Here is a 26,839-nt window from a genome sequence, read left to right as displayed (position 1 = left end):
AGCAGCTATAAACCTATAGCTCTCAGTTATCAGTGGGCGCTGCACCACATTCCGAATGGTGAAGTGTGGCCGGTGGCCGAAATCCGGGCGCGGCAGGCCTCGCTCGCTAAGGCGGGCCTCACGTGGAGCGTGGTGGAAAGCGTGCTGGCGCACGAAAATATCAAAACCCGTACCGGTGACGTTGAGCGTCACATCACTAATCCCCCGCCTCTCATGCCGACGGGGTTTACATCGGTTTTACTGACCACTTATTTCTTCACCGGCTTGAAGCTGATGGCCGCGCCGCCGCCCGGCGCCAGCTTGAGCGTGAGGGCCGACTTGCTGGTGACGACTTGCTTGGTAATCTGGTAGCTAGCGGGGTTTTTCTGCCAGTCGGCGCCTTTGCCATCGGCGTAGATAGTGGCTTCGTAGCGCTGGCCGGGGGTGAGAAAATCGAGCTTAATGGGCTGGGTGCGGGCGTTTTCGTCGGTGATGCTGCCCAGGTACCACTCGTCTTTGCCCTTGGCCTGGCGCACGGTGGTGATGTAGTCGCCGGGCTCGGCAGCCAGGATGCGGGTATCGTCCCAATCGACGGGCACGTCTTCGATAAACTTGAAGGCGTCGAGGTGGGCGTTGTAGTTTTCGGGCAGGTCGGCGGCCATTTGCAGGGGCGAGTAGAGCGTCACGTACAGCGCCAATTGCTTGGCTAGGGTGGTGTGCACGCGGCGCTGGCCGGTGGGCTCGTAGTTGGTGAGCTTGAAGATGCCGGGCGTGTAGTCCATCGGCCCGCCCATGAAGCGGGTGAAGGGCAAAATCGTCTCGTGCTCGGGCGGGTTGCCCTCGCTGAAGGCATTGAACTCGTTGCCGCGAGCGGCTTCGCAGGCTAGCCAGTTGGGGTAGGTGCGGTGCAGGCCGGTGGGCCGTACCGACTCGTGCATATCAACCATAATGCGGCTGGCGGCCGTTTTTTGGGCGGTGCGCAGGTAGTGATTCACCATCCACTGGCCGTCGTGGTGCTCGCCCCGGGGGATTATTTTGCCCACGTAGCCGGTCTTGAGCGAGGTGTAGCCGTGGTCGTTCATGAACTTGTAGGCGTCTTCCTGGCGGCGCTCGTAGTTGGTGACCGAGCCGCTGGTTTCGTGGTGCATGATGATGTTGACGCCCTTGTCGGCAGCGTAGTTGCGCAACTCATCCACGTCGAAGTCGGGATAAGGCGTCACGAAGTCAAACACTTCCTCCTTCCAGTTACCGACCCAGTCTTCCCAGCCCACGTTCCAGCCCTCGACCAGCACGCCGGGGATGTGGTGCGCGGCGGCGAAGTCGATGTAGCGCTTCACATTAGCCGTGTTGGCGCCGTGGCGGCCGTTGGGCTTGAGCTTGTTCCAGTTGGTGCCGGCCAGCTTGATGTTGGTGGTGTCGGCGTAGTTCCAGGTGGCTTTGCCGGTTTGCATTTCCCACCACACGCCCACGAATTTCTGGGGCTTAATCCAGCCCGTATCGGCGATTTTGCTGGGCTCGTTGAGGTTGAGGATGAGCTTGCTGGCCAGCACGGCGGGCGCGTTGTCGGCTACTACCACCGTGCGCCAGGGTGTGTGCTCGGGTGCTTGCAGGTAGGCGAGGTTGCCCACGGCGTCGGGCACGAGCTGGCTAGCCAGGCCGAAGGTTTTGGTGTCCACGTTCAGCATCATGGCCGGGTAGTTGACCAGCGCCGCCTCGTGAATGTTGACGTACAGCCCGTTATCGGCCTTGAGCATGAGCGGCGTTTGCACCCGCGTGGGCGCGGCCGGCAGCTCGATGGGCTTGATAGGCGTGGTGTTCACGGCGCTCAGCCGCGAGGTAGTGTAGGCGTACTCGTTAGAGTCGTAGTCGCCCGGAATCCAGAATGCCTTGTGGTCGGCGGGCAGGTTGAACTCGGTGCGCTCGCCGCTCACCACGAAGTAGGTGAAGCCCGGCTGCGCGGCCCACTCGTAGCGGAAGCCCAGCCCATCGTCGAACACCCGGAAGCGCAGCACCATCCGGCGCCGGGGCGCGGCGGCCTGCTGCACCGTCACGGCTAGCTCGCGGTAGTGGTTGCGGATGGTCTTGGTTTCGCCCCACACGGGCGTCCAGGTATCGTCGTGCTGGCTGCTATCGACGCGCGCCACCGTCAGGCCCTGCTCAAAACCGGGCTGGCCCTTCACCAGCACCCCTAGCCGGCTGGGTTTCAGCACCGGCTTGGCGCCGTAGCTCAGTTGGTACGTCGGCTCGCCGGCCGCGCTCAGGCTAAAGCGCAGGGCTAGCTTGCCCGAGGGCGAGTGAATGGTTTGGGCATGGGTAGAATTACCTGCTGAAGAAATTAATGCCGAAACTACTACAATCTTATAATTCATTTTTTACAAAGGTCTATGTCTTTAAAATAGTCTGAACTTGCTTACGAAGCATTTCCGGGCTTTCATAGTCCCGAAAGCTTAGTGCTTTAAAAATCTTATCAGCTTGCTTCAGAACTTCCAATATGAGTTCTAATGGCTCTACTTCTCTGCCGAACATATTCACGTCCATATTGGTCGCTATTAATCCACCATCATTATAAATACCTACACACCAGCTTTCTAAAAATTCAGCAAGCGGTATTGGCGTTGGGATATAGGTAGACCATTCATTTTTGGCACAAGCAGCAGCATAAGCCCGGTCAGACCAAAAAGGTAATAGCTCTGTATCCTCAAAATCGTTTGATTCAGAAACTGCCCACCCAGCTTCACTTTGCAATCCCCAAACAGTTTCTGAAACACAAATTCTTTCGACAAATTTTTGATATTTTGCCTCGACTGTTATCGCGTCTTGAACCATTTAGTTAAATGTAAAAAACACGCTTCTATAAGCCGTTTGAATGAATTATGTAAACCAGTGTAATAAGCAAAACTACAGGTCTTAATTAGCTACCCCACCGGCAGCGCAATCGTCACTTCCGTAAACCGGCCTTCCGCGCTGGCTAGGGTAAAAGTACCGCCGTGGCCCTCCCACACCTCGGGCCAGCAATTGGCTGGCACTGGCGCGGCCCCTAGTTGAACTCGTACGGATAGCCTATTTCCTGCAGGTCGGTGGCCAGCAGTAGCCAGTCTTCTACCTCATCGACTAGGGCTAGCGCGGCGGCTTTCGTCACGGGTTTTTGCTGGTAGATGGGCGCCACGGCGGCGGCCGTCACGGGCTTTTTATCGGTTTCGTCGGTGTAGTACTCGGTGGCCCACTCGGCGTAGGTAGCGGGCTGACCATCAAAGATGTAGAGCAACTCTTCCGAACCGTCGTCCTCGTTTTCGACCACGCCGTGCTGCCAGCCGTGGGCCGGCGTGTACCAGAGGCAAAACGTGGTGCCAATGGAAGCCACCGGCTCGCCAAACATAAAATCATCGAACGCGGCGGGCAGGCCGCGCGTCACCTGCTTCAGGTCAGGCTGGTCGTATTCCTCCACGTAGCCGTTGATGACGCAGCCCTCAGGGCGAAACAGCACCAGCAGCTGGTCGCCCTCGCCGTCGCGCATTTCGAGCACCTGCTCATTTTCGCCCCACTCCGGGTTGTAGGAATAGTAGCGGTATTCCCAGTCGGGCGAGTTGATGGCGTCGAGCACGGCTAGCGCCTTGCACAGGCGTTGCAAGTCGGCGGGCGCGGGCAGGTTGGGGTGCGTGGTTGAAATCATAGGGCTTAGTCGGGCCAGAAGCTGGCCGACGCTTTATACATACGAAAGCCGCTGACCAGGGGCCAGCGGCTTACAAAGGTTGCACGCTTCTGCGGTAGCCTAGCGGCGCAGTACGGGCAGGTCTTCAAGCTGGGCGTAGCTCAGCTTCCAGGTGCCATCGGCGGCGGGCTTCCACAGCAGCAGGAAGTTGCCCTGGCCCACGCCGGCGGGCTGGCTGGGGCTAGCGGGCAGCACATCGACCGAGAACGTGCCGGCCTCGTAGGCCAGCTTGTCGGTGCTGGTGGCGCTCACCACGCTGGTGCGCAGGTTGCTGATGCTGCCCTGGGTGGCGCGCACCCACTTGTCGCTCACCTCGGCCTTGCCGCTGAAGTGGGCATTGCCCTGCAAGAACTGCACGTCGTCGGCGAGGTAGCTGAGGGTTTTTTCAAGGTCCTTATTGTTCCAGGCGGTCAGAAACTGCCGGTCGAGGTCGGCGGCGCTGGTGGCGGCGGTAGCGGCCGAATCGGCCGATTTGCTGCACGCTGCCAGCAGCGGCAGGGCACCCAGCAAAACGAGGCGGGCCAGGGAAGTACGCATGATAGTTCAGGTGTTTTAGAAGAATAAAAGAACAAGCTTGGAAACCAAAAACCCAGGCCGGGCGGCCTGGGTTTTGGCAAAGCCGGAAAAAGGCAAGCTACCAGCTACGCTGGCGATACGCGGTGCCAGCGTAGGGGTTAGAGGGGTCGGCCGGCGCCTGGTTGGGCAGGTAAGCGCTGGCCGTCGCCATCGCCGGGTAGCCCGGAATAACCGAAGACGCCGCGAGGGCGGTAGCAGCAGGCACCGCTACGGCAGCCGCAGCGGGCGCATAGCTGCGCACGGCAGTTTCGCGGGTGGCAGCAGTGGCCGAGTGGCTAGCCAGGTAGGCCCGGCGGTTGGCGGCTTCGCGGTAAGCCGATTCGCGCTCCATGGCGGCAATGGCGGCGGCGCGCTTTTTCTGGCGGTTGTCGATGTGCTTGCCCACGGCGTAGCCGGCACCGGCACCTACCACGCCCCCGATGAGGCCGCCCACGGCCCGGTTGCGCTTGTTAATAACGGCACCCAGGATAGCCCCGCTGCCGCCGCCAATAACGGCGCCCTTGGCCTGCGGACTAAAACGGCGCTGGGCCTGCGCAGTGTGCGAGCTGGTGAGCACAGCCACCAGCAGAAAAAAGCTGAGGAAAATGCGGATATTTTTCATGGCGAAAAAACTAAAGTCAACAGAACAACTAGCCTATCAACAAGCACCGTGCCGTAACGGTGAATACTTGAGCTTAGTTACGATTTTGTCACGGGCGGGCGCTTAGTTTCGCCGGGCTAGCCCCTCCGCCCGTATTGCCCCCATGACGACACCCCTACCACCCACTCCCAAGCAGCCCACCGAGCTGATTTTTCCACTCTACGTAAAGGCCCCGCTCATTTTGCTGGGGCTAGCCCTGCTGGTGCTCACGCTGCACCTGGCCGCCGACCTTATTTTTCCGCTGCTGTTTGCGGCCATCTTCGCCATCATGCTGCATCCCGTGGAGCAATGGCTGCTGCGGCACCGGGTGCCGCCGCTGCTGGCCATCGGCCTCACGGTGGTGCTGGGGGTGGCATCGCTGCTGGGCTTGCTCTACTTTATCTACCGCGAGGCCCTGATGCTGTCCAGCGAGCTGCCGGTATTCAAAGCCAAGCTACTGGCAGTCAGTCAGCAGTTTACGCAGTGGCTCAATGCCCGCTTCGGCCTCACCAACCAGAAGCTGATGAGCTACGTGAACGAGGCCAGCAGCCGGGCCGCCGGCCTGCTGGGCGGCACGCTCACGGCCGTGTCGGGGCTGCTGGTGGTGGCTACGCTCATTCCGGTCTATATTTTTCTGCTGTTTCTGTACCAGCGGCGGCTGGTCGATTTTCTTACCCAGGTATTTTCGGGCCAGCGGCGCGACACCGGCGTGGCCGAGGTGCTGAGCCAAAGTAAGGCCGCCATTCAGAGCTACATGGTGGGGCTGCTCATTGAGGGCGGCATCGTGGCCGTGCTCAATGTGGTGGGGCTGCTGGCGCTGGGCATTCCGTATGCGCTGCTGCTCGGAGTGCTGGGCGCGCTGCTCAATTTTATTCCCTACATCGGCGGGCTCATTGCCATTGCGTTGCCGGTGCTCATGGCCTTCGTGGCCAAGCCGGGCTACGGCCACGCGCTAGGGGTAGTAGCCGTGTACATGGCTATCCAGTTCGTCGACAATCACTTTCTGATTCCGCGCATCGTGGCATCTAAGATTAAAGTGAATGCGCTGGTGGCTATCGTGGGTGTGCTCGTAGGCAACGCTATTGGCGGCGTGGCGGGCATGTTTCTGGCGCTGCCCATCATCGCCATCCTCAAAATCATTTTCGACCGCATCGAGAGCCTGCAACCCTGGGGCCGGCTGCTGGGTGATGAAGAAGCCACCGACCGGCGGCGCAACCGGCCGCTCGCTGCCGGCAAGAACGTGTAAGATTTTGTCATTTTCATCAAAAATGCATCCTGACTTTTATCCAATTTCCTAGGCTTGCGCCGCCAGTCAATCGATTGTTTCAGGATAAGGATATAAAAGACTGCCCGGTACCGGGGCAGTCAAAACCAGGTTTAGTGCATGTAAACCTGGTTTCAGCCCAGGCATGGATTAAATTGTTTGTAAATCAGGCTTTCAGCAGAATACTTGACTTCATTTTTTCTTCATTTTAGTTTGAAATTTGGTGGTAAAGAAGATTTTTTTACCTTGCGCTGCCTTCGGATAGCTCCGCAGGCTTTGCTCTTTTTTCTTTACCAAACCAGTTTCCTATGTTCCACAAGTACCACGCAGTGGCTTGGCTTGCCATGTCCGCCGCAACCCTCCCCCACCTGGCTAGCGCGCAAGACGGCCGCGTATCCCTCAAAGAGCTTGGCCGCGATGGCCAGCCTACCTTCATCCAGCTCTCGCCGGCCGGCCGCGCAGCTGCCCGCGCCGTCGATGGCGAGCTGGTCATCCGCCAGCAGCTGGCCCTGAGTACCAACGACCAGCTAAAGCCCGCCCGCGTCGAAACCGACCAGCTCGGGTTCAGCCACCAAAAATTTGAGCAGTACTACAAAGGCGTGAAGGTGGAGCACGCCACGTACACGGCCCACTCGCGCGGCGGCCAGATTGAGACGCTGAGCGGCGATTTTGAGAAAATAGGGACGGTAAACGTTGCGCCCGCGCTGAGCGCCGAGGCAGCCCTGGCCAAGGCAATGACCTTTGTGGGCGCCAAAAAGTACATGTGGCAGGATGCCCGCGAGGAAGCCGGCCTCAAAGTGCGCGAAAATGACCCCGCCGCCAGCTACAAGCCCCAGGGCGAGCTGGTACTGGTGCGCGACGCCCGCCAGGACCCCGAAACCGGCCCACTGGTGCTAGCCTGGAAATTTAACGTGTATGCCCAGCAGCCGGTAAGCCGCGCTTATATCTACGTCGATGCGCACACCGGCGAGGTGGTGCTGCGCGATGCCATCATTAAGCACGCCACCGGGGGCACCGCTACCTTCGCCACGGCCTACAGCGGCACCCGCTCACTGGCCGACGAAACTGCCACCGGCGGCTACCACCTGCGCGAGTACACCCGCGGCCTGGGCATCGAAACCTACAATATGAAGAAAGGCACCAGCTACACGGCGGCCGTTGACTTTGTGGATGCCGACAATAACTGGACGGCCGCCGAGTACAACAACGCCAACTACGATAATGTGGCCGGCGATGCGCATTTTGGCGCCCAAAGCACCTACGACTACTGGAAAGGCGTGCATGGCCGCAACAGCTACGACAACGCCGGGGCTAAAATCAAGAGCTACGTGCACTACAGCACCAGCTACGAAAACGCTTATTGGGATGGTGCCGAGATGACCTACGGCGATGGCGCTACCACCTTCAAGCCCCTCACGGCGCTCGACGTGTGCGGCCACGAAATCGGCCACGCCGTGTGCCAGAGCACGGCCAACCTGACGTACTCCAACGAGTCGGGCGCCATGAACGAAGGCCTCTCTGACTGCTGGGGCGCCAGCGTGGAGAAATACACCTGCGACATCCTGGGCCTGACCAAGTCGACCTGGGATATTGGCGAGGACATTATGAAGGCTGGCGGCGCGCTGCGCTCGATGAGCAATCCTAACCTCTACAGCCAGCCCGCGCTCTACAAGGGCAAGTACTGGTATACCGGCACCAGCGACAACGGCGGCGTGCACACCAACTCGGGCGTGCTCAACTACTGGTACTACCTCATCAGCATGGGTAAAACCGGTACGAATGAGCTGGGTAAGTCCTTCTCGGTATCGGCGCTGGGTATTACGGCGGCCGCTAAGATTCTCTTCCGCACCGAGAGCGTGTACATGACGGCGTCTTCTACCTACGCCAATGCCCGTAGCTACTCCATTCAGGCCGCGACCGACCTCTACGGCGCGGGCTCGACCCAGGTGCAAGCCGTCACCAATGCCTGGTACGCGGTGGGCGTCGGAGCAGCCTACGGCGGCACTACCCCCCCGCCCACTACGAGCTACTGCACCAGCAAAGGCACCTCGCAGTCCTACGAGTACATTGACCTGGTGAACATTGGCAGCATCAACCGCACCAGCGGCGCCGATGGTGGCTACTACAATGGCTCGGCCAGCAGCACCAGCGTGGCTGCCGGCAGCAGCCAAACCATCAACTTCTCGGCTGGCTTCACGGGCTCGGCCTATACCGAGTACTGGAGTGTTTACATTGACTACAATCAGAACGGCGTGTTTACCGACGCCGGCGAGCTGGTAGTAAACGGCAGCAGCAGCAGCGCCGGCACGCTATACAGCACCTTTACGGTGCCTACTACGGCCAAAAACGGCAGCACCCGCCTGCGCGTAGTGATGAGCGATAACTCGGGCACTACCAGCTGCGGCAGCTACAGCTACGGCGAAACCGAGGATTATACCCTCACCATCACGGGTGGGGCGGCCATTGCTGCCGCTGCGGCCCCGGCTAGCCTCGCGGCCACGACCATTAGCGGCGACGCCGTGCTGAGCCTCTACCCCAACCCGGCCCTCACCACCCTCACCTTGTCGCTGAGCTCAAACGCCGAGCTGACCAAAGTAGAAGTGCTCGATGTGCGCGGCGCCGCCGTGCCGGCCGCCCGCTACCAGGGCAATGGCCAGCTCGATGTGTCGGGCCTGGCCGGTGGCCTCTACCTGCTGCGCGCCAGCGATGGCCAGCACACCTTCATCCAACGCTTTGTGAAGCAATAAATTATTCGTGCTATTTGCTATTCCGCTCCCAAAATCAACAAGCCCGGCCAGGTTGGCCGGGCTTGTTGATTTTGGGAGGAATGAGTAGCCGCCGGGCCGGCTACTGGCCCACGCTGGCTAGCCAGGCTTCGGCTTCGGGCATGGCATCGAAGCGCTTGAACACAAAGCCGGCCGGCGCGGCGCTGATTACCGACTGGGTTGCGAGGCGGTGCATGGGGTTAGCCCCCTCCACTATGGCGCAGTGCCGCACGCCGGCCTGGGTCATGGCGCGCGGTATCCAGTTGGCGATAATCCACTGCTGGGCCTCGGCGGGCAGGGGCGCCCGCTGGCCGTGCTCGGATAAGATGCGCCGGCTGCCGGTGCTGCTGAGCAAGGCCAGCGTTTGCTCGTAGAAGGCCTCGATGGTGGCTAGCGACAGGCGTTCGGGCGCCCAGGCCAGGCGCACGTGGCCGGCCTTATTATAATAAAGCCGGCCGGCCGGGCTTTCAAAATAAAGTTTTTCCTGCGCGCGGGGCGTCATGCTAAAAGATAAGAAATAAACGGACTTACAAAGCTACTGCCCCCAGGCTGCCCAGGCCGCAGCGCAGGGCCAGGCAGCCGGCACTAACTGCCGCTTGGTGCCGGCTGCCGGCTGCATTTGCAGCCCCGGCCGTAGTATTGCGGCCGTGACGACCGCTCCTTTGCCGCTAGCCCCGCCGCGCGCTTTGCCGCCACCCTACGCCCCTGGCCTGCACGTGCTGGCCACGTTTGGGGCGCCCGCCGCCCGGCTGCAGGATGCCGCGGGCAGCCAGCTGTTTTTTCGCCACCTGATAGCCCGGCTCGGCCTCACCAGCGTGGGCGAAGTCTACCACACGTTTGCCGGCAGCGGCGGCTTCACGGCGGTGCTGGCCCTCACCGAGTCGCACCTGAGCATTCATACCTGGCCCGAGCACGGGCTGGCCACGTTCGACGTGTTTTTGTCGAATTTTCGGCAAGACAACCACGCCACCGTGCGCCGCGTGTACCAGGAAACGCTGGCCTTTTTTGCGGGCGAAGAACGAGCTTACGCCGAAGTGCTGCGATGAGTGCGCCAGCTCCCAACCCCGCCCCGGCAGCCTGGGTGGCCTGCCCGCAGTGCGCCACGCAGCTGCCCTGCCACGACCCGGCCCACAGCCGCTACTTCGGCTGCTACCAGTGCCGCACGTTTTTTCGAGCCAACCCGGCCGCGCCGGCCAGCGGCGCCCAGCGCCTCGACGGCTTCAAGAAAGCCCTGGTGCCCGGCCCCAGCCTGGCGCTGGGCGCGGTGGCGCTGCTCGGCGGCTACCGCTGCCGCCTCACCGGCTACCAGGTGCGCGGCGAAAAAGACGACCGCCTGGCCGAGTGGCGCGAGTACCAGCTGCGCCCCGCCGAGCCCCTGGCCGGCGGCGACCCCGCCGATTTTCCGCTGCAGCTGGCCGAGTATGAAGGGCACTGGCTGTTAATCCGGCGGGCCTGGCAAGCGCCAGCTATCGCGCAGGATGGCAGCTGGGAAGACGAAACGGGCCGCAATTATCAACTGTGGCACCGCTACCAGCCGCTCATCCGCGAGGCGCTGGGCGAGTTCGATTGGGATATTCTCGACGACGAAAACCTGCGGCTCACCGAATACATTAGCCCGCCCTACCTGCTGGCGAGCGAGCAGCGAGGCAATGACAAGCCCGCCTGGTACCTGGCCCAATACCTTGAACCCGAAGCAGTAGCCGGAGCTTTCGGACTGGCGCGCCCCAGCCTGCCCGTGCGCCGGGGCGTGGGCGCCGCCCAGCCCAACCCTACGCAGCACTGGCCCGAGCTGGCGCGCCTGGCGGGGCTAGCGGTGGCGCTACTGCTGCTGGCGCAGATGCTCCTGTTTTTGCTCAAGCCCACGGTGAATGGGGCGGAAGAATTTGTGGTAACCTCGCCCGACCGGGCTGGCTACCAGCAAATGGTGGTTTCCAAGTCGTTTGTGCTGCCCGAGCCCGGTGACCTGGCCGTAACGCTGGAAATTCCGGACCTTAACAACCACTGGGCCGAGCTAACCGCCAGCCTCGTGAACGAGCAAACCGGCCGGGGCTACGAATTTACCCGCTCCATCGAATATTACGAAGGCGTGGAAGACGGCGAGCACTGGACCGAGGGCAGCCGCTCGGCCGATGCCGTATTGAGCGCCGTGCCGGCCGGCCGCTACCACTTCAATTTCTACCCTACCTTGGATAAAGACACCGGCGCCGTGGCCTTGCTGCTGCGCCTCGAGGAGAATGCCTCGCTCTGGTCCAACTTCTTTCTGGTGCTGGGCACGCTGGCGCTGCTGCCCCTGTGGGTGTGGTGGCGCCGCCGCAGCTTCGAGCAAGACCGCTGGGCCAGCAGCGACTATAATCCTTATGCCACCGAAAATTAACCCCACCTGTTATGCCTGATTTTATGCAAGCCTACTGGCTAGCCATCCGGCGCTGGCCAGTGTATGCGGGGCTGGCCGCGCTGGGGCTAGCCACCTTTGTGGGCGCCGGGCTGCGCGGCTACCGCCTGCTCGGCGACGACAACGAGAGCACCGAAACCGAGCGCGGCGGCCCGGGCAGCCACGGTGGGGCGCACGGTGGCCACGGCGTTTTCTACCACAAATAGCCTTTTCCCTAGCCTCACATGGAATATCTCAACCCTAAGGCCCTCACCGCCTCCATCGTGTACTCGCTGCTGGGCATCGCTATTCTGGTGGTCAGCTTTTATTTGTTTAACAAGCTGACGCCGGGCACCATGCGCCGCGAAATTCTGGAAGAGCACAACACGGCCCTGGCCATTATGAGCGCGGCGTTTATGCTGGCCGTGGCCCTTATCATCAGCGCCGCCATTCATGGGTGAGGGGTCGCTGATAACGCGCCGCCGCCGCGCGCGGGCCGCCGCGCTAGCCCCCGCCGCCGGCGCGCCCCGGCCGGCCCTGCTGCTCGGGTCGGTGGCCGTGATAGCTACCTGCGGGCTGCTCTATGAGCTGATTGCCGGCACGCTGGCCTCTTACCTGCTCGGCGATTCGGTGACGCAGTTTTCGACCGTTATCGGCGTGTACTTGTTCAGCATGGGCGTGGGCTCGTGGCTGTCGCGCTACCTGGGCGGGCCGCTGCTGCGCTGGTTTATCCGGCTCGAAATCTTGGTGGGGCTGGTGGGCGGCGCCTCGGCGCCGCTGCTGTTTGGGCTGTTTGCGCACGTGGGCTCGTTTCGGGTGCTGCTCTACGGGCTGGTGGGGCTGCTGGGCACGCTGGTGGGGCTAGAAATCCCCTTGCTGCTGCGCATTTTGCAGGGCCGGCTAGCCTTTAAGGAATTGGTGGCCAGAGTTTTCACCTTCGACTACGTGGGCTCACTGCTGGCGGCGGTAATATTCCCGCTGGTGCTGGTGCCCCGGCTCGGGCTGGTGCGCACGGCCCTGCTGTTTGGGGCCCTGAATGTGGTGGTGGCCGGCGTGAGTTTGCTCTCGTTTGCCGAAACGCGGCCCTACCGGCGGCGCTACCTGGCGGCCATCGGACTGGCCCTGCTGGCGCTGGGGCGGGCGTGGCAGGCGCCGAGCGCATCCAGCGCTACGCCGAGGGCGAGGTCTTTCAGGATACCGTTATCTACGCCCAAAGCACGCCCTACCAGCGCCTGGTGCTCACCGGCAACCACCGGGGCGAGCTGCGGCTGTTTCTCAATGGTAATCTGCAGTTTAGCTCCGCCGATGAGTACCGCTACCACGAGGCGCTGGTGCATCCGGCGCTGCAAGACCGGCCCCGCGCCCGCCGCATCCTAGTGCTGGGCGGCGGTGATGGCCTGGCCGTGCGCGAAATCCTGAAATACCCGCAGGTGCAGCACATCCGGCTCATCGACCTCGACCCGGCCATGACCCGGCTCTTCCGCAGCAACCAGCTGCTGCGCGAGCTGAACCACAACTCCTTGCACTCGCCCAAGCTCGAAATTCACAACGCCGATGCCTACGCCTGGCTGCGCCAGGATACCGCCCGCTACGACGTGGTTTTTGTGGATTTTCCCGACCCCGGCAACTACTCCATCGGCAAGCTCTACACCACGGCTTTTTACCAGACCCTGCGCCAACGCCTGCGGCCGGGCGGGCTGGTGGTAGTGCAGGCCACCTCGCCCTACGTGGCGCGCCGCGCCTACTGGTGCGTGGTGCACACGCTGGTGGCCAGCGGCTTTGCCACGGTACCTTACCACGCCTACGTGCCCTCGTTTGGCGAGTGGGGCTACGTGCTGGCCCAGGCTAGCCCCGGCACCTGGCGGCCCGATGGCGGCGCGCTCCCGGCCGGGCTGCGCTACCTCACGCCGGCCGTTATCAGCCAGCTGCGCAGCTTCCCGCCCGATATGGCCGAGGTGCCTACGGAAGTTAATCAGCTGAATAACCAGGCCCTGGTGCGGTATTTTGAGGAGGAATGGGGCCCGTATGGGCAATAACAGCCGGTTAGCCTCCTTTCTTACACGCAATGCCCCTCCCCCGCCGTCAGTTCCTCACCCAGGCCAGCGCCGGGCTAGCCGGCACCCTGCTGGCTAGCCTGGTGGGCAGCGTGCCGGGCTGCGCGCCCGCCCGCACGGCGGTGCCGGGCCAGCTGCGCGGGGCGGGCTATGCGCTGGGCCACTTGCTGCGCACGCCCGGCAAAATCCCACCGGCCACGCGCACCGAAACCGTTGATACCGTTATTATTGGCGGGGGCGTGAGCGGGCTGGCGGCGCGGCGCGCGCTGCACCAGCTAGCCCCCGAGCGCACGACCATCTTACTAGAGCTGGCGGCCGATACCGGCGGCAATGCGGCCACCGGCCACAACGCCTGCACCGCCTACCCCTGGGGGGCGCACTACCTGCCCATCCCCGACGTGCGCGACGCCGAGCTGCTGGCTTTTTTGCAGGCAGCGGGCGTGCTGACCGGCTACGGCCCCACGGGGCTGCCCAGCTACGAGGAAACTATGCTCTGCCACGACCCGGCCGAGCGCCTGCTGCTGCACGGCCACTGGCAGGCCGGGCTGGTGCCCGAGGTGGGCGTGCCCGCCGCCGACCGCGCCGAAATCAGCCGCTTTTTGGCCGAGATGGAGCGCCTGCGCCGCGCCACCGGCCCCGATGGCCAGGACTTGTTTCGGCTGCCGCTAGCCTGGTGCTCAACCGATGCAGCCACCCGCCAGCTCGATACCGAAACGATGGCCGCCTGGCTAGCCCGCCACGGCTACCAGTCGGAGTACCTGCGCTGGTACCTCGATTATTCGTACCGCGACGACTTTGGGGTACCCGCTTCGCAAATTTCGGCCTGGGCCGGGCTGCACTATTTTGCCGCCCGCAAGGGCCGCGCTCACAACGCCCCGCCCGATGCCGTACTCACCTGGCCGCAGGGTAATCACTTTCTGGCCGAGGCCCTGCGCGCCCAGGGTGGCCCTGGCCGTGTGCACACCGAGGCGCTGGTGTTTGGGATGCGCGAGGCTGGCGATAACCAGGTGGCGGTGCAGGTGTACGACGCCCGCACCCGCCAGAGCACCACGCTGCTGGCCCGGCACGTCATCGTGGCCACGCCCTGGCACGTGACCAAGCACCTGCTGCCCGCCCCGGCGGCTAGCCCCGACCTGGCACCGCTGCACGCACCCTGGCTGGTAGCCAACCTCACGGTGGCCGCCTACCCCGGTGGCCCCGGCCAGCCCCTGAGCTGGGACAACGTGCGCTACGGCAGCCCCGCGCTGGGTTACCTCGACGCCGAGCACCAGGCCCTGCGCGGCTACGAGGCCAACGAGCCGCGCAGCCTCACCTTCTACTGGGCCCTGCCCACCGACCCGGCCGACCCCGCCGCCGCCCGCCGCCATGCCCTGGCCAGCACTTACCACGACTGGCTAGCCCTGGTGCTCACCGAGCTGGAATTGATGCACCCCGGCCTGGCCGCCCAGGTGCAGGCGGCCGACCTCTGGGTGTGGGGCCACGGCATGGTGGCCCCCACGCCCGGCTACGTGTGGGGGGCGGCGCGCCCGCAGGCGGCGCAGCCCCGGCTAGGGGGCCGCGTGCACCTGGCCCACACCGACCTTAGCGGCGTGTCGGTGTTTGAGGAAGCGTTTCACCAGGGGCTGCGGGCGGCGCGGGCGGTGCTGGGAATACCGGTGGGCTAGCTGAGCGCGGGCGCCGAAAAATCAGTAGTTATCCTACCGTTGCAGTTGGCTGCTCGCCGTATACGCAGGTGGCCTTCGTGCTTTTACCAACCATTTTTTAGTTTTATGCGCCATTCCCAATCTTTTTTACCCCTGGCGGCTTTGCTGCTGGGCGGCACCTTGCTTAGTAGCTGCGGCAGCAATAAGAGCGACACGAGCACGAGCACCAACACGCCCAGCAGCACGCTGGGCACCGATTCGGCCGCTAGCAAAGTTGGCGGCATGAGCAATTCGACGAGCGCGGGCAACACAATGGGCGGCTCTACTACGGGCGGCGCAGGCACGCCCACCACGGGCAGCACCGGGGCGAGCGGCACCACCAACGGGACCGGTGCCAATTAGCCGGCACTCCTCCAACAGCGGGTGAGACATGAGCGCGCGCTATTTTGCACGCACTCATGTCTCACCCGCTGTTTAGCTCTCAGCCCTGGCTGCGCTCGCCGCGCTACGATGGCTGGCTGATTCTGGCCCCGCCCTTTGCGGCGTTGGCGGTGGTGGCGCTGCTGCCGGCCACCTACCGGCAGTCGGCCGCATTTCCCTTGCTGGCCTGGGTGGGCGTGGTGCTGCTCATCGACGTGGCGCACGTCTACGGCACCCTATTTCAGACGTATTTCGACCCGCAGCAGCGGCGGCAGCGCGCCGGGCTGCTGGCCGTGGTGCCGCTGGCCTGCTACGCGGGTGGGGTGGCGCTGCACGCGGCGGGCGCACTGGTATTCTGGCGGGCACTCACGTATTTGGCCGTGTTTCACTTCGTGCGGCAGCAATACGGCTTTCTGCGGCTCTACGGCCGGGGCGAGGCACCCGCGCCGGGGCATGGCTGCCTTCGGTACTCATCTACGCTGCCACGCTTTACCCGCTCTTATACTGGCACTTATCGCCACCGCGCAATTTTAATTGGTTTGTCGCCGGCGACTTTGTGCAGCACAACTGGCCGCTGGGCCGGCAGCTGGCCACCGGCCTCTACGTGGCGCTGCTGCTCGCCTACGCGGCCCGCGAGGCCTGGCTCTACGCCCGCACCCGCCGCTTCAACCTGCCCCGCAACCTGCTGCTGGCGGGCACCGCCGCTAGCTGGTACGCCGGCATCGTGCTGTATAACGGCGACTTAGCCTTTACGCTGCTCAATGTGGTGGCCCACGGTGTGCCTTACCTGGCGCTGGTGTGGAGCAGCCGCCCGGCCGGCGCTGGTGGGCGCGGCTGGTGGGCCGGCCGCTACGGGCTAGCCCTCTTCTTGGGGGTTATCGTGCTTTTTGCCTTCCTCGAAGAAGGCCTGTGGGATGGGTTGGTATGGCGCGAGCATGGCGCCGTGTTCGGCTGGTTTCAGCAGTTGCCGGCGGTGGCCGCGCCGGGCGTACTCAGGTGGCTGGTGCCGCTGCTGGCGCTGCCCCAAAGTACCCACTACGTGCTCGACGGCTTCATCTGGCGGCGCGGCCGCCACGCCTGAGGTGGCAGCGTCCGGCTCATTCTCACTAAATAACGCAACGCTAGCCACGCCGCCGCTAAGATTACCAGCTGGCCGGCAGCCTGTATTTGCACGTAGCTTTCGGTACGGCCGTTTAGCCGCAGCATTTTGGCCACGCGCCCACCGGCCTACCCGGCCAGGTACCAGATTGCCGCCGCTGAGGCGGCGCTGCAGTGCGCGTCTGCCTCGTTTGTTGGCGGCCTGGGCGAGCAGATAAGCCGCGCCGCGCAGACTATTTTGCAGCTGACCGCATTTTCAGCCTGCTGCCGGCCACCCTCGGCCACTTCGGGGCGGCCCGGCCTGCGCGCTGCCCCGGCACTACCGCATTCTTAGCCACGCCGCCCTGCTGATGGCATAGCCCCCGGCCCGGCATACCTGCTGAAACAGGTAGCGGGCCCGGCTAGCTACTTCGTAATGACGAGCTCGACGCGGCGGTTGAGCTTGCGGGTTTCCTCGCGGTCGTTGCTGAATTTGGGGCGCGAGCCGCCGTAGCCAATGGTGGTGATGCGGCTTTCGGCCACGCCCCGGCCCACAAGGTAGCGCTTCACCTCGGCCACGCGCTGCTCGCTGAGCACCTGGTTTTTATCGGCCGGCCCCTGGTTATCGGTATGGCCTTCGAGGCGGATTTCCAGGCTCGGATTCTCTTTCATCGAATTGGCCAGCGTGTTGAGCGTGGCGTAGGACGAGCCCAGGAGCTTGGCCTGGCTCTGGGTGAAGATGATGGCGGGCAGGTCGAGGCGCGAGCCCACGGTGGCGGGCGTGAGGCGCGGCTCGTAGCGGCGCGACTCACCGGCCCGCACCGTCAGGGTGTCGATGCGGGTGAGGAGGCCGGCCGTAGTCGTCAGGCGGTAGCGGCCGGGGGCTAGCGACATCTGGAAGCCCACCTGGTCGGCCCGGGCCGTGCTGCGAAAGTCGATGGGGCCGCCTATCATCAGGGCCTGCACTTCGGCGCCACCTGCCAGCGGCTTGTTGGTGCGGGCATCGAGCACGCGGCCCGTGAGCAGGGCGCGCGCCTGGCCCAGCGGGTTGGCGGCCGCCGCCGCCGCCTGCGCCACGGCCGCCGAGTCGGGCACCGGCGGCGGGCCTACCGGCGTGCGAAACAGCTTTTTGGGCGCCGTGTCTTTGGTGCCGGTGCTGGCGTAGTAGGCCGTGCCGTCGGGGCCCAGCGCGAAGAAGGCGTCGTAGCCGGGGCCGTTGAAGCGCGGGCCCAGGTTTTCGGGCTGGCTCCAGCGCGTCCAGCTTTCGTCGAGGCGCTGGCTCACGAAAATATCAGCCGAGCCGTAGCCCATGTGGCCGTAGGAAGCGAAGTACAGCGTTTTGCCATCGGCCTCCAGCCAGGGCGCAAACTCGTAGCCCGGCGAGTTGACGACCGCGCCCAGGCTCACGGGCGCGGTGTAGCCGCCCGCCCCATCGGGGCGGCTCACGTACAGGTCGTTAGCGCCTTGCGAGTCGTCGCGCTCCAATGACAAGAGCAGGATTTTCTCGTCGGGCGTCATAAAAAAGCCGGTGGCCGGGCTGGTGGAGGAATATCCGGCAATGCGCAGCGCCACCGGCCGGCCACCGCCCGCGACGGCCACCCGCGACACGCCCTCATCGCGAAAGCCGGCCGCGTCGTAGGCGCCGCGCACCAGTAGCGCGGGGCTAGCGGCCGGACCTACCACGGCCTGCACGGCGTTGTTCTGGGCCGTGTTGAGGCCGGCCGGGGCATCGAGGTGGGTAGGTGCGCCCCAGGTGCGGCCCTGGTCAGTGCTCTGGCTCAGCCAAGTGTCGCCGCTCTCGGCCACGCCCTCCACGTTGCCGGCAAAGCGGGTGCGGGTAAAATACAAGGTCTTGCCATCGGGTGCGGGCACCGGCTGCAGCTCACTGCCCGTAGGCGAGTTGACGGCCGCCAGCGGCTCGGGCGCGGCAAAGTAGGGCGGCCCGCTGGCTAGCTTCAGCTGCAGCTGAAACAGGCGCCACTGCTGGCTGAGGCGCCCCACGCTGCGCGCCGCCACAATGGCCGTATTATTAAATCTGTCGTTGACCGCCAGGGTCGCTACGCGGCCATCGAGCCGGTTTTCGAGCTGAAACGAGCCCGCCTGGCCGGTGGGCACCAGGCGCCACTGCTGGCCCAGGCCGCCCGTAAAAGGCCGCTGCACCAGCGGTGTGTTGGCGCCGCTCGGGGCTAAGGCGCTCACTTCCAGGGTCAGGCACTGGCCGCTGTGCTTAGCTTCGAGGCGGTAGTACTCGCCACCTTCGCGGATAAGCACCAGGTGCCACTGCTGGCTGGGCGCGTGGGTGAACTCCCACTGCACGGCGGGGGCGCCGCTGGTGGTAGCAGCCCTGGCCACGTCGAGGCAGCGCCCACTGGCGCGGTTGATGAGGCCGTAGAGGGCCCGGCTATCGGGCGCCACGGGCGTTTGGGCAACGGCGGAAAGTGCCAACAGACACAGGAAAAGTACTCGCAGCATGGGGCAAAGGTCGGGCAAGCGGCGGAAACGGCGGCCCCCGCCCCGGCGCGGGCCCGCCCGGGCCGAACCAAAGGCTAGCCGGGCACATCTTCAACCAGGCTTTTTCAGTATAGAATCCAAACGATTATTCCTCCCATTTCATGCGCAAGGGCACTAAAGTCAGCTGGAAGTACGGCACCGGCACGGCCACCGGCAAAATCGAGTCGGTGCACAAAGAAGCTATTACCGTCAAAATCAAGGGCCACGACATTCACCGCAACGGCTCGGCCGACGACCCGGCCCTGGTGATTGTGCAAGACAATGGCGACAAAGTATTAAAGCTGCAAAGCGAAGTAAAACCGGTAAAATGAGTATCTTCATGAGAATAAACATTTTACCCTTAGCAGTATGCCTCCCGCTCCACCCTGCTACTACGCGGTACGGTACCAGTCGCAACCGCCTTTGCTGCATGGCACCGTGCGCCAGCCGCTCTCGACTACCGAGTTTATTGAGGCGTGCGAGCTGCTGCTAGCGTGGGCGCAGCACTACCACTGCCCCTTCTGGCTGCTCGACGGCCGCGCCGACCCTACGCCGCAGCGCCTCGATGTGTATGAATGGCTGCGCGACGAATTTTTGCCCCGCGTGCACCGCGCGCTCGGGCGCGTGCCCTGCCTGGCCTTCGTGGCGCAGCCCGAACTGTGGCTAGCCCTGCAAGCGCAGCACTACGCGCCCCCGGCGCCCATAGTGCTGTCGGCCGCGTACCGGGCCAACTGGTTTACCAGCGAGGCCGAGGCGCTGGCCTGGCTGATGCAGTTTCGGCCGGCCATTGGGGTAAGCTAGCCGGAGGCCAGCGAGGGGAAGACGTAAAAAAAGCCCCACCAAGTATTTGGCGAGACTTTTTTATAAGCTGATGGCTAGCGGGCTAGCGATTTTGCGGGTCGGGCTTGATGAATGCTTCCTCGTCCATCTCGGTAGGCACTACCACGATGCCTTTTTGCAGCATCGAATTGCGCTTGCCGTAGAGGAAGTACACGATAAAGCCGAGCAGCATCCAGCCAAAGGCCACTTGCAGGGTGAATGAGTCGAGGCCCACAATCAGCAAGGTGCACACGAGGGCGCCCATGATGGGCACCAGCGGAAAGGCCGGCGTGGAGAGCGGCGAGCGAAACGGGCGGGGCTGGTCGGGGTCCGACTTGCGCATAATCCACACGCCGAGGCTCACCAGCACGAAGGCGAGCAGCGTGCCAAACGAGGTAAGGTCGCCGGCCAGCGCGCCCGGTACGAAGGCCGCGAACAAGCCCACAAACACCATCAGCATGAGGTTGGACTTGTAGGGCGTGTTGAACTTGGGGTGCAGCTCAGCAAAGGCTTTGGGCATGAGGCCATCCTTGGCCATCGAGAAGAATACGCGGCTCTGGCCCATCAGCATTACCAAGATAACTGAAGTGAAGCCCAGCAGGATACCAACGGTAACGGCCGTGGCTAGCCAGCCGTAGCCGGGCATGTGGGCCCGAATGGCATAGGCCACGCTCGCCTCGCCGCCCAGGGCCGGGTCGGCAAATTCGCGCCAGTTGGCCACGCCCGTCAGCACGTGGCCAAAGAGGATGTAGAGCACCGTGCAGATGGCCAGCGAACCCAGGATGCCGATGGGCATGTCGCGCTTGGGGTTGCGCGCCTCCTGCGCGGCCGTGCTCACGGCGTCGAAGCCGATGAAGGCGAAGAACACGATGCCCGCGCCGCCGATAATGCCGCCCAGGCCGTGCTTAAAGAACCCTTCGTAGGTGCGCACCACTTCGCCGGCCGCATTTTTCACCACGGCGTCGGCCGGAATGAGGTAGGGCGTGTGGTTGGTAGGATTGATGAACTGCCAGCCTACGGCGATAAAAACCACCACGATGAGGGTTTTGAGCACCACAATGACGGCGTTGAACAGGGCCGACTCCTGAGTACCTTTTACCAGCAACAAGCTCAGCATCACGATAATGAGCAGCGCGGGCAAGTTGATGAGACCGTGCTCGGTGACGCCATTGATGACGGCGTGCTCGAAGGGCGAGTGGCTGAGATTATAGGGTAAACTGGTGCCAAAGACCTGCAAGAGCTTATTGAGATATTCGCTCCAGGCAATACTCACGGTGGCCGCGCCCAGCGCGTATTCCATGATGAGCGCCCAGCCGATAACCCAGGCCACAAACTCGCCCATCGTGGTGTAGGCATAGGTGTAGGCCGAGCCGGCAATGGGAATCATGGCCGCAAACTCGGCGTAGCACAGGCCGGCAAACACGCAGCCGAAGGCGGCCAGCACGAACGCCAGCGTTACGCCCGGCCCCGAAGCCTGGGCCGCCGCGCTGGCCGTGCGCACAAACAGGCCCGCCCCAATGATGGCGCCCACGCCCAGCGCCACGAGGTTGCCGGCGCCCAGCGTGCGCTTGAGCGCGCCGTGGCCGGTCGAGTTGGCTTCGCCCAGGAGCTGGGCAAGCGGTTTTTTGGCAAAAATACTAGCCATGCAAGAGGAAGTAAAGAACGAGTAAAGAGGAGGAAATAGGAACGGTTATTTTGCGTTGAGCTGGGGCTGCGCCATAGTCAGCCGGGCCGAAAATACGCTAAACTTTGCGACTGGCCCGCCAGCTACCCGGCCGCCCCTTTGCCGCCCCGGCAGGTGCAGCCCGGCCCGGCCGCCGGCCACGGCCCATCAGCCTCCCCTATTCACCTTACTTTCTTTTTGATTAGCAAAATTTTATGTTTTTAAAATCTTTCTTGACCCTGGCCATCTTAGGAGTGCTGGCCGGCCCGGCCGCCGCCCAAACCACGCCGGCTATGCAGGCCGCTGCCGCTGCTAGCCAGGCCCAACGCATGGCCCAGGAGCTGGGCCTCTCGCCCGACCAGCACGCGCGCCTGCGCCAGGTGCTACTGCTCACCCGCCAGCACCTGGATGCCGACCTGGCAGCGCACCAGGGCGACCCCGGCGGCCTACGCACGGCCATGGCCTTCGACCGCGCCAAGTCCGACGAGCTCATTCGCGGGGTGCTCACGCCGGCGCAGTACGTACGCTACCAGCAATACAAGGCCGCCCGCATCGGGCAGCTGCACAGCACCAGCCAAGTGGGGCGCTAGTCCCCAAGGGCCGGGCTAGCCCGCTACACCGCGTGCTGAATGACAAAGAGGGAGGCGCCGGCAATCACCAGCCACAGCACAATGCCCAGCACGTAGGGTTTGAGGCCCACCACGCGCAGCACGCTGTTTGACAAGCCCGCGCCGATGAAGAACAGCGTGGCCGTAAGGCCCGTCTTGGCCAGGCTTACCATCAGGGGGCCTAGCGCCTTGGCGGCCGGCACATAGGTGTTGAAAAGCATGGCCAGCACGAAGCCTACAATGAAATACGGAATTGTGATTTTTACACCTTTCTGCTTAAAAAGCAAGGCCGTGCCTAGCGATACCGGAATAATCCACAGGGCGCGGGCCAGCTTCACGGTGGTGGCTATTTCGAGGGCCTGGCTGCCGTAGGCCGCCCCCGCGCCTACTACCGAGCTGGTGTCGTGAATGGCAATGGCGCACCACAGCCCAAACTGCTGCTGGCTAAGATGCAGCGCGTGGCCAATGGGCGGAAACGTAAACAGCGCCAGCGCATTGAGCACGAACACCGTGCCCAGCGCCACCGACATTTCTTCATCCTTGGCCCGCAGCACCGGCCCGATGGCCGCAATAGCCGAGCCGCCACAAATAGCAGTGCCGCACGAGATGAGGTGCACCACGTGCCGCCCCAACCCTAGCCACCGGCCCACCACAAAGCCCAGCAGCAGCGTGCCAAAAATCGACACCACCGTAAACACGATGCCCTGCCGGCCCGCCTGCACCGCCGCGTGGGCATTCATGCCAAAGCCCAGGCCGATAACCGAGAATTGCAGCAGCTTAGCAGTCAGGTTTTTGGTACGCGCCACGAAAGGATTGCCCACCGTTTGGGCCAGGGCCAGCCCGAGCGCCAGCGCCAGCGGCGGCGACGCCCAGGGCGTGAGGCAAAACACTAGCAGCAGCCCAAACACCACTTGGCGCAGCGATACCAACCGGCCCAGCACCAAACGCTGGGTATGAAAATGGCGAAAAAAACCGGTGGCCGGGGCAGCAGCCGGCGACGAATCTTCGAGTAGCGTGGGCATGGGGGGTGCTTAATGAACGCCCCAAAATTACGCAAGCCACTCTCAGAATGGTAATTACAAATACTTATTGCACATAACCAAAAGTTATGCAACTGTTTTAGCGCGTTGTTGCCCATAGCTCAGGAATCGCTGCGCCGGGCGGGGCAGCGGCTGGCCTTGCACCCACACTGCCTCAAACTGCCGGGGCAGCGCCAGTCCTTGCACAGGCACCACTTCGAGCAGGCCCGCCGCCAGCTCGCGCGCCAAGGCCTGGCGCGACACGAAGCCTAGCGCCTCGGGGGCCGCTTCGAGGTAGCTTTTGATGGCCTCGGTACTGTCGAGGTAAAAGGCCACGCGCAGCTCGCTTAGTTTGATTTTACGCTCGCGCAGGGCCATTTCCAGCACTTCGAGGGTGCCCGAGCCACGCTCGCGCAGCACCAGCGGGCTGGCCAGCGCCTCGGCCAGCGGGAGGGGCCGGGTGGGCGGGCCGGCGGGCGTGGCCCGGCGCACGGCCACCAGCTCGTCGGGCAGCAGCAGCTCGTAGTGCAAATCACGGTTTTTGGTGCGACCTTCCACGAAACCCAAATCCAGCTCGCCGCGCAGCAGCGCCTCGGCAATGCGCTCGCTGTTAGCGCTCAGCAAGCTCAGCTGCACCTGCGGGTAGCGCGCCTGAAACGCGGGCAGCCAGCCCGGCAGCACGTATTGGCTGAGGGTGGTGCTGGCGCCCAGGCGCAGGCGGCCGGCGGCCTCGTCGGGGTCGCGCAGGCCCAGCAGCTGCTCGGCGAGCTGCTGGCTGCTGGCGGCCACGGCCTCGGCGTGGGCGTGCAGCAGGCGGCCGGCCTCGGTGAGGCTCACGCGGTTGCCGCGCCGCTCCAGCAGGCGCTGGCCGTACTGGGCCTCCAGCTCGCGAATGTGCTTGGTAACGGCCGGCTGGCTCACAAACAGCTCCTGCCCGGCCTTGGTGAAGCTCAGGTGCCGGGCCACGGCGGCAAATACGCGCAGGCGAAAATCAGTCATATGGCAAAGGTCGGGCGCGGGGCCGAGCCGGACGCTAGCGCAGCTCGGCCCCGCTAGTTACGTTGGCCGGGCCAGGGGCCAGCCGATGAGGCTAGCCCGCTTCGTCGGCAAAAAAATGGCTTCTATCGGCATAGGCAGGGGAGTTATGAGTGCCGGGCAGCTTTGGCGCGCTCCTTGTATTTCCCCTGGCATCCGGAGCCAGCGCGGCCGCGCCTCCTGCTTTTTTCCTCTTTTTTCTGCTTACCAGTTTTTTATTCCTGATTATGAAAAAGTCCCTGCTTCTGCTGGCCGCCATGGCCTTTGCCACCGCCAGCTTTGCCCAGACCACGCCTGCTACCACCACCCAGCTGCCCACCCACCGCGTGCACCGCATGGGCAAAGGCGAGCACAAAACCCCCGAGCAGCGCGCCGAGCACCGCACGGCCATGCTCACCAAAAAGCTGAGCCTCACGGCCCAGCAGCAAGCCCAAGTGCATCAAATCATGCTGGCCCAGGCCCAGGAAGGCCAGGCCCTTAAGGCCAAATACCCGGCCAAGGAGCAGCGCGCGGCGCTGCACCAGGAAATGGAAGCCGGCCACGCCAAGTACCAGACCCAGCTGCAGGGCGTGCTCAGCGCCGACCAATACGGCAAGCTCAGTGCCATGCAGAAAGAGCATCATCGCCACGGCAAGCACGAAGGCGAGCCGAAGTCTAAAAGCTAGCTTTCGCTTCAGTGCATCGCCTCAAAGCCCCGGCCCTACGGCCGGGGCTTTTTTGCTGCCCGGCGCGGCGCGGCGAACTACGGGGGCCGGCCCGATGTTGGGGCGGCTCGTTATATTTGACCCTGTCACCTACCCCGGCAGCCCGATAATCAGGCGTTTAGCTCATCCGCTGCCACCGTACCCCAATGCCCTTACCCAGTAGTAGCACCCCCGCGGTGCAAATTCAGCAGTTTTACGATAAAGGCCTGGCCCACGCCTCCTACGCCATCAGGGCGGGCCGGCAGGTGGCCGTTATCGACCCCGGCCGCGACCCGCAGCCCTACTACGACTTTGCCGACGAGCACGACGCCCAGATAGTGGCCGTGATTGAAACGCACCCCCACGCCGACTTCGTGAGCAGCCACCTGGAAATAGCCCAGGAAACCGCTGCCACCATCTATTGCAGCAAGCTCACCGGCGCCCGCTACCCCCACAAGAATTTCGACGACGGCGACCGTATTAAGCTCGGCACCGTCGAGCTGCACGCCCTCAGCACCCCCGGCCACTCGCCCGATAGCATCAGCGTGCTGCTCATGGACGAAGCCGCCCAGACCCGCGCCGTCTTTACCGGCGACACGCTGTTTGTGGGCGACGTGGGCCGGCCCGACCTGCGCGAGGCTGAGGCCGGCGGCGGCCACGCCCGCGAGGAGCTCGCCGCCCAGCTCTACACCAGCCTGCGCCAGAAACTCATGGCCCTGCCGCCCACCACGCGCGTGTACCCGGCCCACGGCCCCGGCTCGCTCTGCGGCAAAACTACCAGCCCCGACCTCGACAGTACCATTGCCAAAGAGCTAGCCACCAACTACGCCCTGCAACCCATGTCGGAGCCCGAGTTTGTAAAAGCGCTGCTCGCAGACCAGCCGTTTATGCCCAAGTACTTTGGGCACGACGTGCAGCTCAACAAGCAGGGCGCGCCCAATTTTGAGGACAGCATCCGGGCCGTGCCGCGCTTGCAACCGGGCGCCGCGCTAGCCCCCGGCGTGCTCGTTATCGACACGCGGCCGGCCGCTAAGTTTCGCGCCGGCCACCTGCCCGGCGCTATCAATTTGCAGGACGGCGGCAAGTTTGAAACCTGGCTAGGGTCGGTAGTGGGTCCGCAGGAGAAATTCTACCTGCTGGCCGACACCCAGATTCAGCTTGACGCGGTGATGCGCAAGGCCGCCAAAATCGGCTACGAAAGCAACATCAAGGGTGCGTTGCTAGCCCCCGCCACCCAGCCTGCCACCAGCCCCACCGTAGATGTGACCGCCGTGCGCCAGCACCCCGAGCAGTTCACTATCGTGGACATCCGCAACCGCACCGAGGCCCACGACCCGCTGTTTGCCAATGCCTTGCTCATCCCACTGCCTGAGCTGCGCGAGCGGGTGGGTGAAATCCCGACCGATAAGCCGGTGCTCGTGCATTGCGCGGGCGGCTACCGCTCGGCGGCCGGGGCTAGCATCATCCAGGCCGCCCGCCCGGATGTGGAAGTACTGGATTTGGGCGAGGTGGTGACGGAAGTTGCGCCGGTATCGGCGTGAGAACGCTGCTAGTTATCCTGTTGCTACTGGCTAGCCGGGTGGCCTGTGCCCAGGTCGCCCGGCCTTGGCCCCGTAATGAGGCTACTGGTAAAATTGAGTTTATCGGTCAGTTACCGTGGCCTGCTAATGCAAAAACTCAAGCTGCACGGCTAGCATTAGTTCGTCACTGGTATTTAAAAAAACTAACCAACGTAAAAGTTAAAAACACACAGAGCCTACCTGCTAAATCCCTTACTTATGGTGACTTACCCAAGGAGGTTCGTATTGAGTTTACAACTCACCAGGAATGGGGAAATATGCTGGACCGACTGATTTTTGAGGTTCATCTCTTACCTACTGCGAATGGTCTGTCCTATCGGCTATCCGATTTTGAGAGCTTTTACATAGGCGATGACAACGCAGGTCAGATAAGTTTAGAAAGTAATCTTGAGCAAAGTCCAAACGGTTCGCTAGCATTGACAGCTTTTAGAAAACGACTGCATTGGGCACTATCTGGCTGGTAAT

General features: G+C 63.5%; 28 protein-coding genes and 1 pseudogene. 18 read left to right on the top strand and 11 right to left on the bottom strand.

Going from position 1 to position 26,839, the window contains the following annotated elements:
• Positions 1–36: 36 nt before the first annotated feature.
• A pseudogene (locus tag GKZ68_RS22290) lies at positions 37–201 on the top strand (mannonate dehydratase); the annotation flags it as partial.
• Positions 202–248: 47 nt separating this feature from the next.
• Here the strand turns inward: GKZ68_RS22290 and GKZ68_RS20290 are convergent.
• The 5 genes from GKZ68_RS20290 to GKZ68_RS20265 form a co-directional block, all read right to left on the bottom strand.
• Entirely contained in the window at positions 249–2,348 is a 2,100-nt protein-coding gene (locus GKZ68_RS20290) for a glycoside hydrolase family 97 protein (protein ID WP_173118015.1), read from the bottom strand.
• A 13-nt stretch (positions 2,349–2,361) separates the two neighbouring features.
• Positions 2,362–2,805, bottom strand: a complete 444-nt coding sequence (locus GKZ68_RS20285; protein ID WP_173118013.1) for a DUF2750 domain-containing protein — start codon at positions 2,803–2,805, stop codon at positions 2,362–2,364.
• Between the two features lie 211 nt (positions 2,806–3,016).
• The gene (locus GKZ68_RS20275) at positions 3,017–3,649 is read right to left on the bottom strand and encodes a hypothetical protein (RefSeq protein WP_173118010.1); all 633 of its coding nucleotides are present in this window, start codon (positions 3,647–3,649) and stop codon (positions 3,017–3,019) included.
• Positions 3,650–3,748: 99 nt separating this feature from the next.
• On the bottom strand, positions 3,749–4,225 hold the full coding sequence (locus GKZ68_RS20270) for a DUF4440 domain-containing protein (RefSeq protein ID WP_173118008.1): 477 nt from the start codon (positions 4,223–4,225) through the stop codon (positions 3,749–3,751).
• 97 nt (positions 4,226–4,322) lie between these two features.
• Entirely contained in the window at positions 4,323–4,865 is a 543-nt protein-coding gene (locus GKZ68_RS20265) for a YMGG-like glycine zipper-containing protein (RefSeq protein WP_173118006.1), read from the bottom strand.
• Between the two features lie 142 nt (positions 4,866–5,007).
• Here GKZ68_RS20265 and GKZ68_RS20260 point away from each other — a divergent pair, with 142 nt between their 5' ends.
• Both GKZ68_RS20260 and GKZ68_RS20255 read left to right on the top strand, forming a co-directional pair.
• The gene (locus tag GKZ68_RS20260) at positions 5,008–6,129 is read left to right on the top strand and encodes an AI-2E family transporter (RefSeq protein ID WP_173118004.1); all 1,122 of its coding nucleotides are present in this window, start codon (positions 5,008–5,010) and stop codon (positions 6,127–6,129) included.
• Positions 6,130–6,491: 362 nt separating this feature from the next.
• Complete coding sequence (locus GKZ68_RS20255; protein ID WP_217275282.1) at positions 6,492–8,894, top strand: M4 family metallopeptidase; 2,403 nt, start codon at positions 6,492–6,494, stop codon at positions 8,892–8,894.
• Positions 8,895–8,994: 100 nt separating this feature from the next.
• Here the strand turns inward: GKZ68_RS20255 and GKZ68_RS20250 are convergent, their stop codons facing one another.
• A complete protein-coding gene (locus GKZ68_RS20250) occupies positions 8,995–9,414 on the bottom strand; it encodes a hypothetical protein (protein ID WP_173118000.1) in 420 nt (139 codons plus the stop codon).
• A gap of 145 nt (positions 9,415–9,559) precedes the next feature.
• Between GKZ68_RS20250 and GKZ68_RS20245 the strand changes: the two genes are divergently transcribed.
• The 8 genes from GKZ68_RS20245 to GKZ68_RS20215 all read left to right on the top strand — a co-directional run bounded on the left by GKZ68_RS20245 (position 9,560) and on the right by GKZ68_RS20215 (position 15,382).
• The gene (locus GKZ68_RS20245; RefSeq protein ID WP_254244088.1) at positions 9,560–9,958 is read left to right on the top strand and encodes an S-adenosylmethionine decarboxylase family protein; all 399 of its coding nucleotides are present in this window, start codon (positions 9,560–9,562) and stop codon (positions 9,956–9,958) included.
• Positions 9,955–11,286, top strand: a complete 1,332-nt coding sequence (locus GKZ68_RS20240; RefSeq protein ID WP_173117998.1) for a hypothetical protein — start codon at positions 9,955–9,957, stop codon at positions 11,284–11,286. Before GKZ68_RS20245 ends, GKZ68_RS20240 begins: the two co-directional genes overlap by 4 nt.
• An 11-nt stretch (positions 11,287–11,297) precedes the next feature.
• The gene (locus GKZ68_RS20235) at positions 11,298–11,510 is read left to right on the top strand and encodes a hypothetical protein (protein WP_173117996.1); all 213 of its coding nucleotides are present in this window, start codon (positions 11,298–11,300) and stop codon (positions 11,508–11,510) included.
• Positions 11,511–11,528: 18 nt separating this feature from the next.
• Entirely contained in the window at positions 11,529–11,744 is a 216-nt protein-coding gene (locus tag GKZ68_RS20230; protein WP_173117994.1) for a DUF350 domain-containing protein, read from the top strand.
• A gap of 91 nt (positions 11,745–11,835) precedes the next feature.
• Positions 11,836–12,660 (top strand): hypothetical protein, encoded by an 825-nt coding sequence (locus GKZ68_RS22285; protein ID WP_254244087.1) that lies wholly within the window; start codon positions 11,836–11,838, stop codon positions 12,658–12,660.
• Positions 12,615–13,319, top strand: a complete 705-nt coding sequence (locus GKZ68_RS22280; protein WP_254244305.1) for a hypothetical protein — start codon at positions 12,615–12,617, stop codon at positions 13,317–13,319. Before GKZ68_RS22285 ends, GKZ68_RS22280 begins: the two co-directional genes overlap by 46 nt.
• A 29-nt stretch (positions 13,320–13,348) precedes the next feature.
• A complete protein-coding gene (locus GKZ68_RS22470) occupies positions 13,349–15,001 on the top strand; it encodes an NAD(P)-binding protein (protein ID WP_173117992.1) in 1,653 nt (550 codons plus the stop codon).
• A gap of 105 nt (positions 15,002–15,106) precedes the next feature.
• Positions 15,107–15,382, top strand: a complete 276-nt coding sequence (locus tag GKZ68_RS20215) for a hypothetical protein (RefSeq protein WP_173117990.1) — start codon at positions 15,107–15,109, stop codon at positions 15,380–15,382.
• 254 nt (positions 15,383–15,636) lie between these two features.
• On the opposite strand, the gene GKZ68_RS22265 is transcribed toward GKZ68_RS20215, so the two are convergent.
• Entirely contained in the window at positions 15,637–15,789 is a 153-nt protein-coding gene (locus tag GKZ68_RS22265; protein WP_254244086.1) for a hypothetical protein, read from the bottom strand.
• A 167-nt stretch (positions 15,790–15,956) separates the two neighbouring features.
• Between GKZ68_RS22265 and GKZ68_RS22260 the strand changes: the two genes are divergently transcribed.
• Positions 15,957–16,481 carry a hypothetical protein gene (locus GKZ68_RS22260; protein ID WP_254244085.1) on the top strand — a complete coding sequence of 175 codons (525 nt, stop codon included), beginning with the start codon at positions 15,957–15,959 and terminating at the stop codon, positions 16,479–16,481.
• A gap of 422 nt (positions 16,482–16,903) precedes the next feature.
• Here GKZ68_RS22260 and GKZ68_RS20205 read toward each other — a convergent pair whose 3' ends face one another.
• Entirely contained in the window at positions 16,904–18,922 is a 2,019-nt protein-coding gene (locus GKZ68_RS20205; protein WP_173117988.1) for an RICIN domain-containing protein, read from the bottom strand.
• A gap of 167 nt (positions 18,923–19,089) precedes the next feature.
• Between GKZ68_RS20205 and GKZ68_RS20200 the strand changes: the two genes are divergently transcribed.
• Positions 19,090–19,299, top strand: coding sequence for a DUF2945 domain-containing protein (locus tag GKZ68_RS20200; protein ID WP_173117986.1), 210 nt, complete (start codon positions 19,090–19,092; stop codon positions 19,297–19,299).
• Positions 19,300–19,336: 37 nt separating this feature from the next.
• Positions 19,337–19,768 carry a hypothetical protein gene (locus GKZ68_RS20195; RefSeq protein WP_173117984.1) on the top strand — a complete coding sequence of 144 codons (432 nt, stop codon included), beginning with the start codon at positions 19,337–19,339 and terminating at the stop codon, positions 19,766–19,768.
• Positions 19,769–19,850: 82 nt separating this feature from the next.
• Here the strand turns inward: GKZ68_RS20195 and GKZ68_RS20190 are convergent, their stop codons facing one another.
• Positions 19,851–21,431 (bottom strand): amino acid permease, encoded by a 1,581-nt coding sequence (locus tag GKZ68_RS20190; RefSeq protein ID WP_173117982.1) that lies wholly within the window; start codon positions 21,429–21,431, stop codon positions 19,851–19,853.
• A gap of 233 nt (positions 21,432–21,664) precedes the next feature.
• Here GKZ68_RS20190 and GKZ68_RS20185 point away from each other — a divergent pair, with 233 nt between their 5' ends.
• Positions 21,665–22,039, top strand: coding sequence for a hypothetical protein (locus GKZ68_RS20185; RefSeq protein ID WP_173117980.1), 375 nt, complete (start codon positions 21,665–21,667; stop codon positions 22,037–22,039).
• A 23-nt stretch (positions 22,040–22,062) separates the two neighbouring features.
• Here the strand turns inward: GKZ68_RS20185 and GKZ68_RS20180 are convergent, their stop codons facing one another.
• On the bottom strand, positions 22,063–23,079 hold the full coding sequence (locus GKZ68_RS20180) for a YeiH family protein (RefSeq protein WP_173117978.1): 1,017 nt from the start codon (positions 23,077–23,079) through the stop codon (positions 22,063–22,065).
• 84 nt (positions 23,080–23,163) lie between these two features.
• Complete coding sequence (locus GKZ68_RS20175; RefSeq protein ID WP_173117976.1) at positions 23,164–24,075, bottom strand: LysR substrate-binding domain-containing protein; 912 nt, start codon at positions 24,073–24,075, stop codon at positions 23,164–23,166.
• A 263-nt stretch (positions 24,076–24,338) separates the two neighbouring features.
• Here GKZ68_RS20175 and GKZ68_RS20170 point away from each other — a divergent pair, with 263 nt between their 5' ends.
• The 3 genes from GKZ68_RS20170 (at position 24,339) to GKZ68_RS20160 (ending at position 26,838) form a co-directional block, all read left to right on the top strand.
• Positions 24,339–24,776, top strand: coding sequence for a hypothetical protein (locus tag GKZ68_RS20170; protein ID WP_173117974.1), 438 nt, complete (start codon positions 24,339–24,341; stop codon positions 24,774–24,776).
• A 185-nt stretch (positions 24,777–24,961) separates the two neighbouring features.
• Positions 24,962–26,335 carry an MBL fold metallo-hydrolase gene (locus GKZ68_RS20165; protein ID WP_254244084.1) on the top strand — a complete coding sequence of 458 codons (1,374 nt, stop codon included), beginning with the start codon at positions 24,962–24,964 and terminating at the stop codon, positions 26,333–26,335.
• The gene (locus GKZ68_RS20160) at positions 26,332–26,838 is read left to right on the top strand and encodes a hypothetical protein (RefSeq protein WP_173117972.1); all 507 of its coding nucleotides are present in this window, start codon (positions 26,332–26,334) and stop codon (positions 26,836–26,838) included. Before GKZ68_RS20165 ends, GKZ68_RS20160 begins: the two co-directional genes overlap by 4 nt.
• Position 26,839: the final 1 nt, after the last annotated feature.

Source organism: Hymenobacter sp. BRD128, assembly GCF_013256625.1.
Lineage (GTDB): Bacteria > Bacteroidota > Bacteroidia > Cytophagales > Hymenobacteraceae > Hymenobacter.
This window is presented reverse-complemented; position numbering and strand designations above follow the sequence as displayed.

Coding starts and splice junctions, on each gene's coding strand:
- GKZ68_RS20175 (WP_173117976.1), bottom strand. CDS start 24,075: ATGACTGATTTTCGCCTGCGCGTATTTGCCGCCGTGGCCCGGCACCTG.
- GKZ68_RS20275 (WP_173118010.1), bottom strand. CDS start 3,649: ATGATTTCAACCACGCACCCCAACCTGCCCGCGCCCGCCGACTTGCAA.
- GKZ68_RS20285 (WP_173118013.1), bottom strand. CDS start 2,805: ATGGTTCAAGACGCGATAACAGTCGAGGCAAAATATCAAAAATTTGTC.
- GKZ68_RS20190 (WP_173117982.1), bottom strand. CDS start 21,431: ATGGCTAGTATTTTTGCCAAAAAACCGCTTGCCCAGCTCCTGGGCGAA.
- GKZ68_RS22470 (WP_173117992.1), top strand. CDS start 13,349: ATGCCCCTCCCCCGCCGTCAGTTCCTCACCCAGGCCAGCGCCGGGCTA.
- GKZ68_RS20270 (WP_173118008.1), bottom strand. CDS start 4,225: ATGCGTACTTCCCTGGCCCGCCTCGTTTTGCTGGGTGCCCTGCCGCTG.
- GKZ68_RS20255 (WP_217275282.1), top strand. CDS start 6,492: ATGTCCGCCGCAACCCTCCCCCACCTGGCTAGCGCGCAAGACGGCCGC.
- GKZ68_RS20185 (WP_173117980.1), top strand. CDS start 21,665: ATGTTTTTAAAATCTTTCTTGACCCTGGCCATCTTAGGAGTGCTGGCC.
- GKZ68_RS20180 (WP_173117978.1), bottom strand. CDS start 23,079: ATGCCCACGCTACTCGAAGATTCGTCGCCGGCTGCTGCCCCGGCCACC.
- GKZ68_RS20230 (WP_173117994.1), top strand. CDS start 11,529: ATGGAATATCTCAACCCTAAGGCCCTCACCGCCTCCATCGTGTACTCG.
- GKZ68_RS20250 (WP_173118000.1), bottom strand. CDS start 9,414: ATGACGCCCCGCGCGCAGGAAAAACTTTATTTTGAAAGCCCGGCCGGC.
- GKZ68_RS20240 (WP_173117998.1), top strand. CDS start 9,955: ATGAGTGCGCCAGCTCCCAACCCCGCCCCGGCAGCCTGGGTGGCCTGC.
- GKZ68_RS20165 (WP_254244084.1), top strand. CDS start 24,962: ATGCCCTTACCCAGTAGTAGCACCCCCGCGGTGCAAATTCAGCAGTTT.
- GKZ68_RS20290 (WP_173118015.1), bottom strand. CDS start 2,348: ATGAATTATAAGATTGTAGTAGTTTCGGCATTAATTTCTTCAGCAGGT.
- GKZ68_RS20235 (WP_173117996.1), top strand. CDS start 11,298: ATGCCTGATTTTATGCAAGCCTACTGGCTAGCCATCCGGCGCTGGCCA.
- GKZ68_RS20260 (WP_173118004.1), top strand. CDS start 5,008: ATGACGACACCCCTACCACCCACTCCCAAGCAGCCCACCGAGCTGATT.
- GKZ68_RS20265 (WP_173118006.1), bottom strand. CDS start 4,865: ATGAAAAATATCCGCATTTTCCTCAGCTTTTTTCTGCTGGTGGCTGTG.
- GKZ68_RS20195 (WP_173117984.1), top strand. CDS start 19,337: ATGCCTCCCGCTCCACCCTGCTACTACGCGGTACGGTACCAGTCGCAA.
- GKZ68_RS20200 (WP_173117986.1), top strand. CDS start 19,090: ATGCGCAAGGGCACTAAAGTCAGCTGGAAGTACGGCACCGGCACGGCC.
- GKZ68_RS20170 (WP_173117974.1), top strand. CDS start 24,339: ATGAAAAAGTCCCTGCTTCTGCTGGCCGCCATGGCCTTTGCCACCGCC.
- GKZ68_RS20215 (WP_173117990.1), top strand. CDS start 15,107: ATGCGCCATTCCCAATCTTTTTTACCCCTGGCGGCTTTGCTGCTGGGC.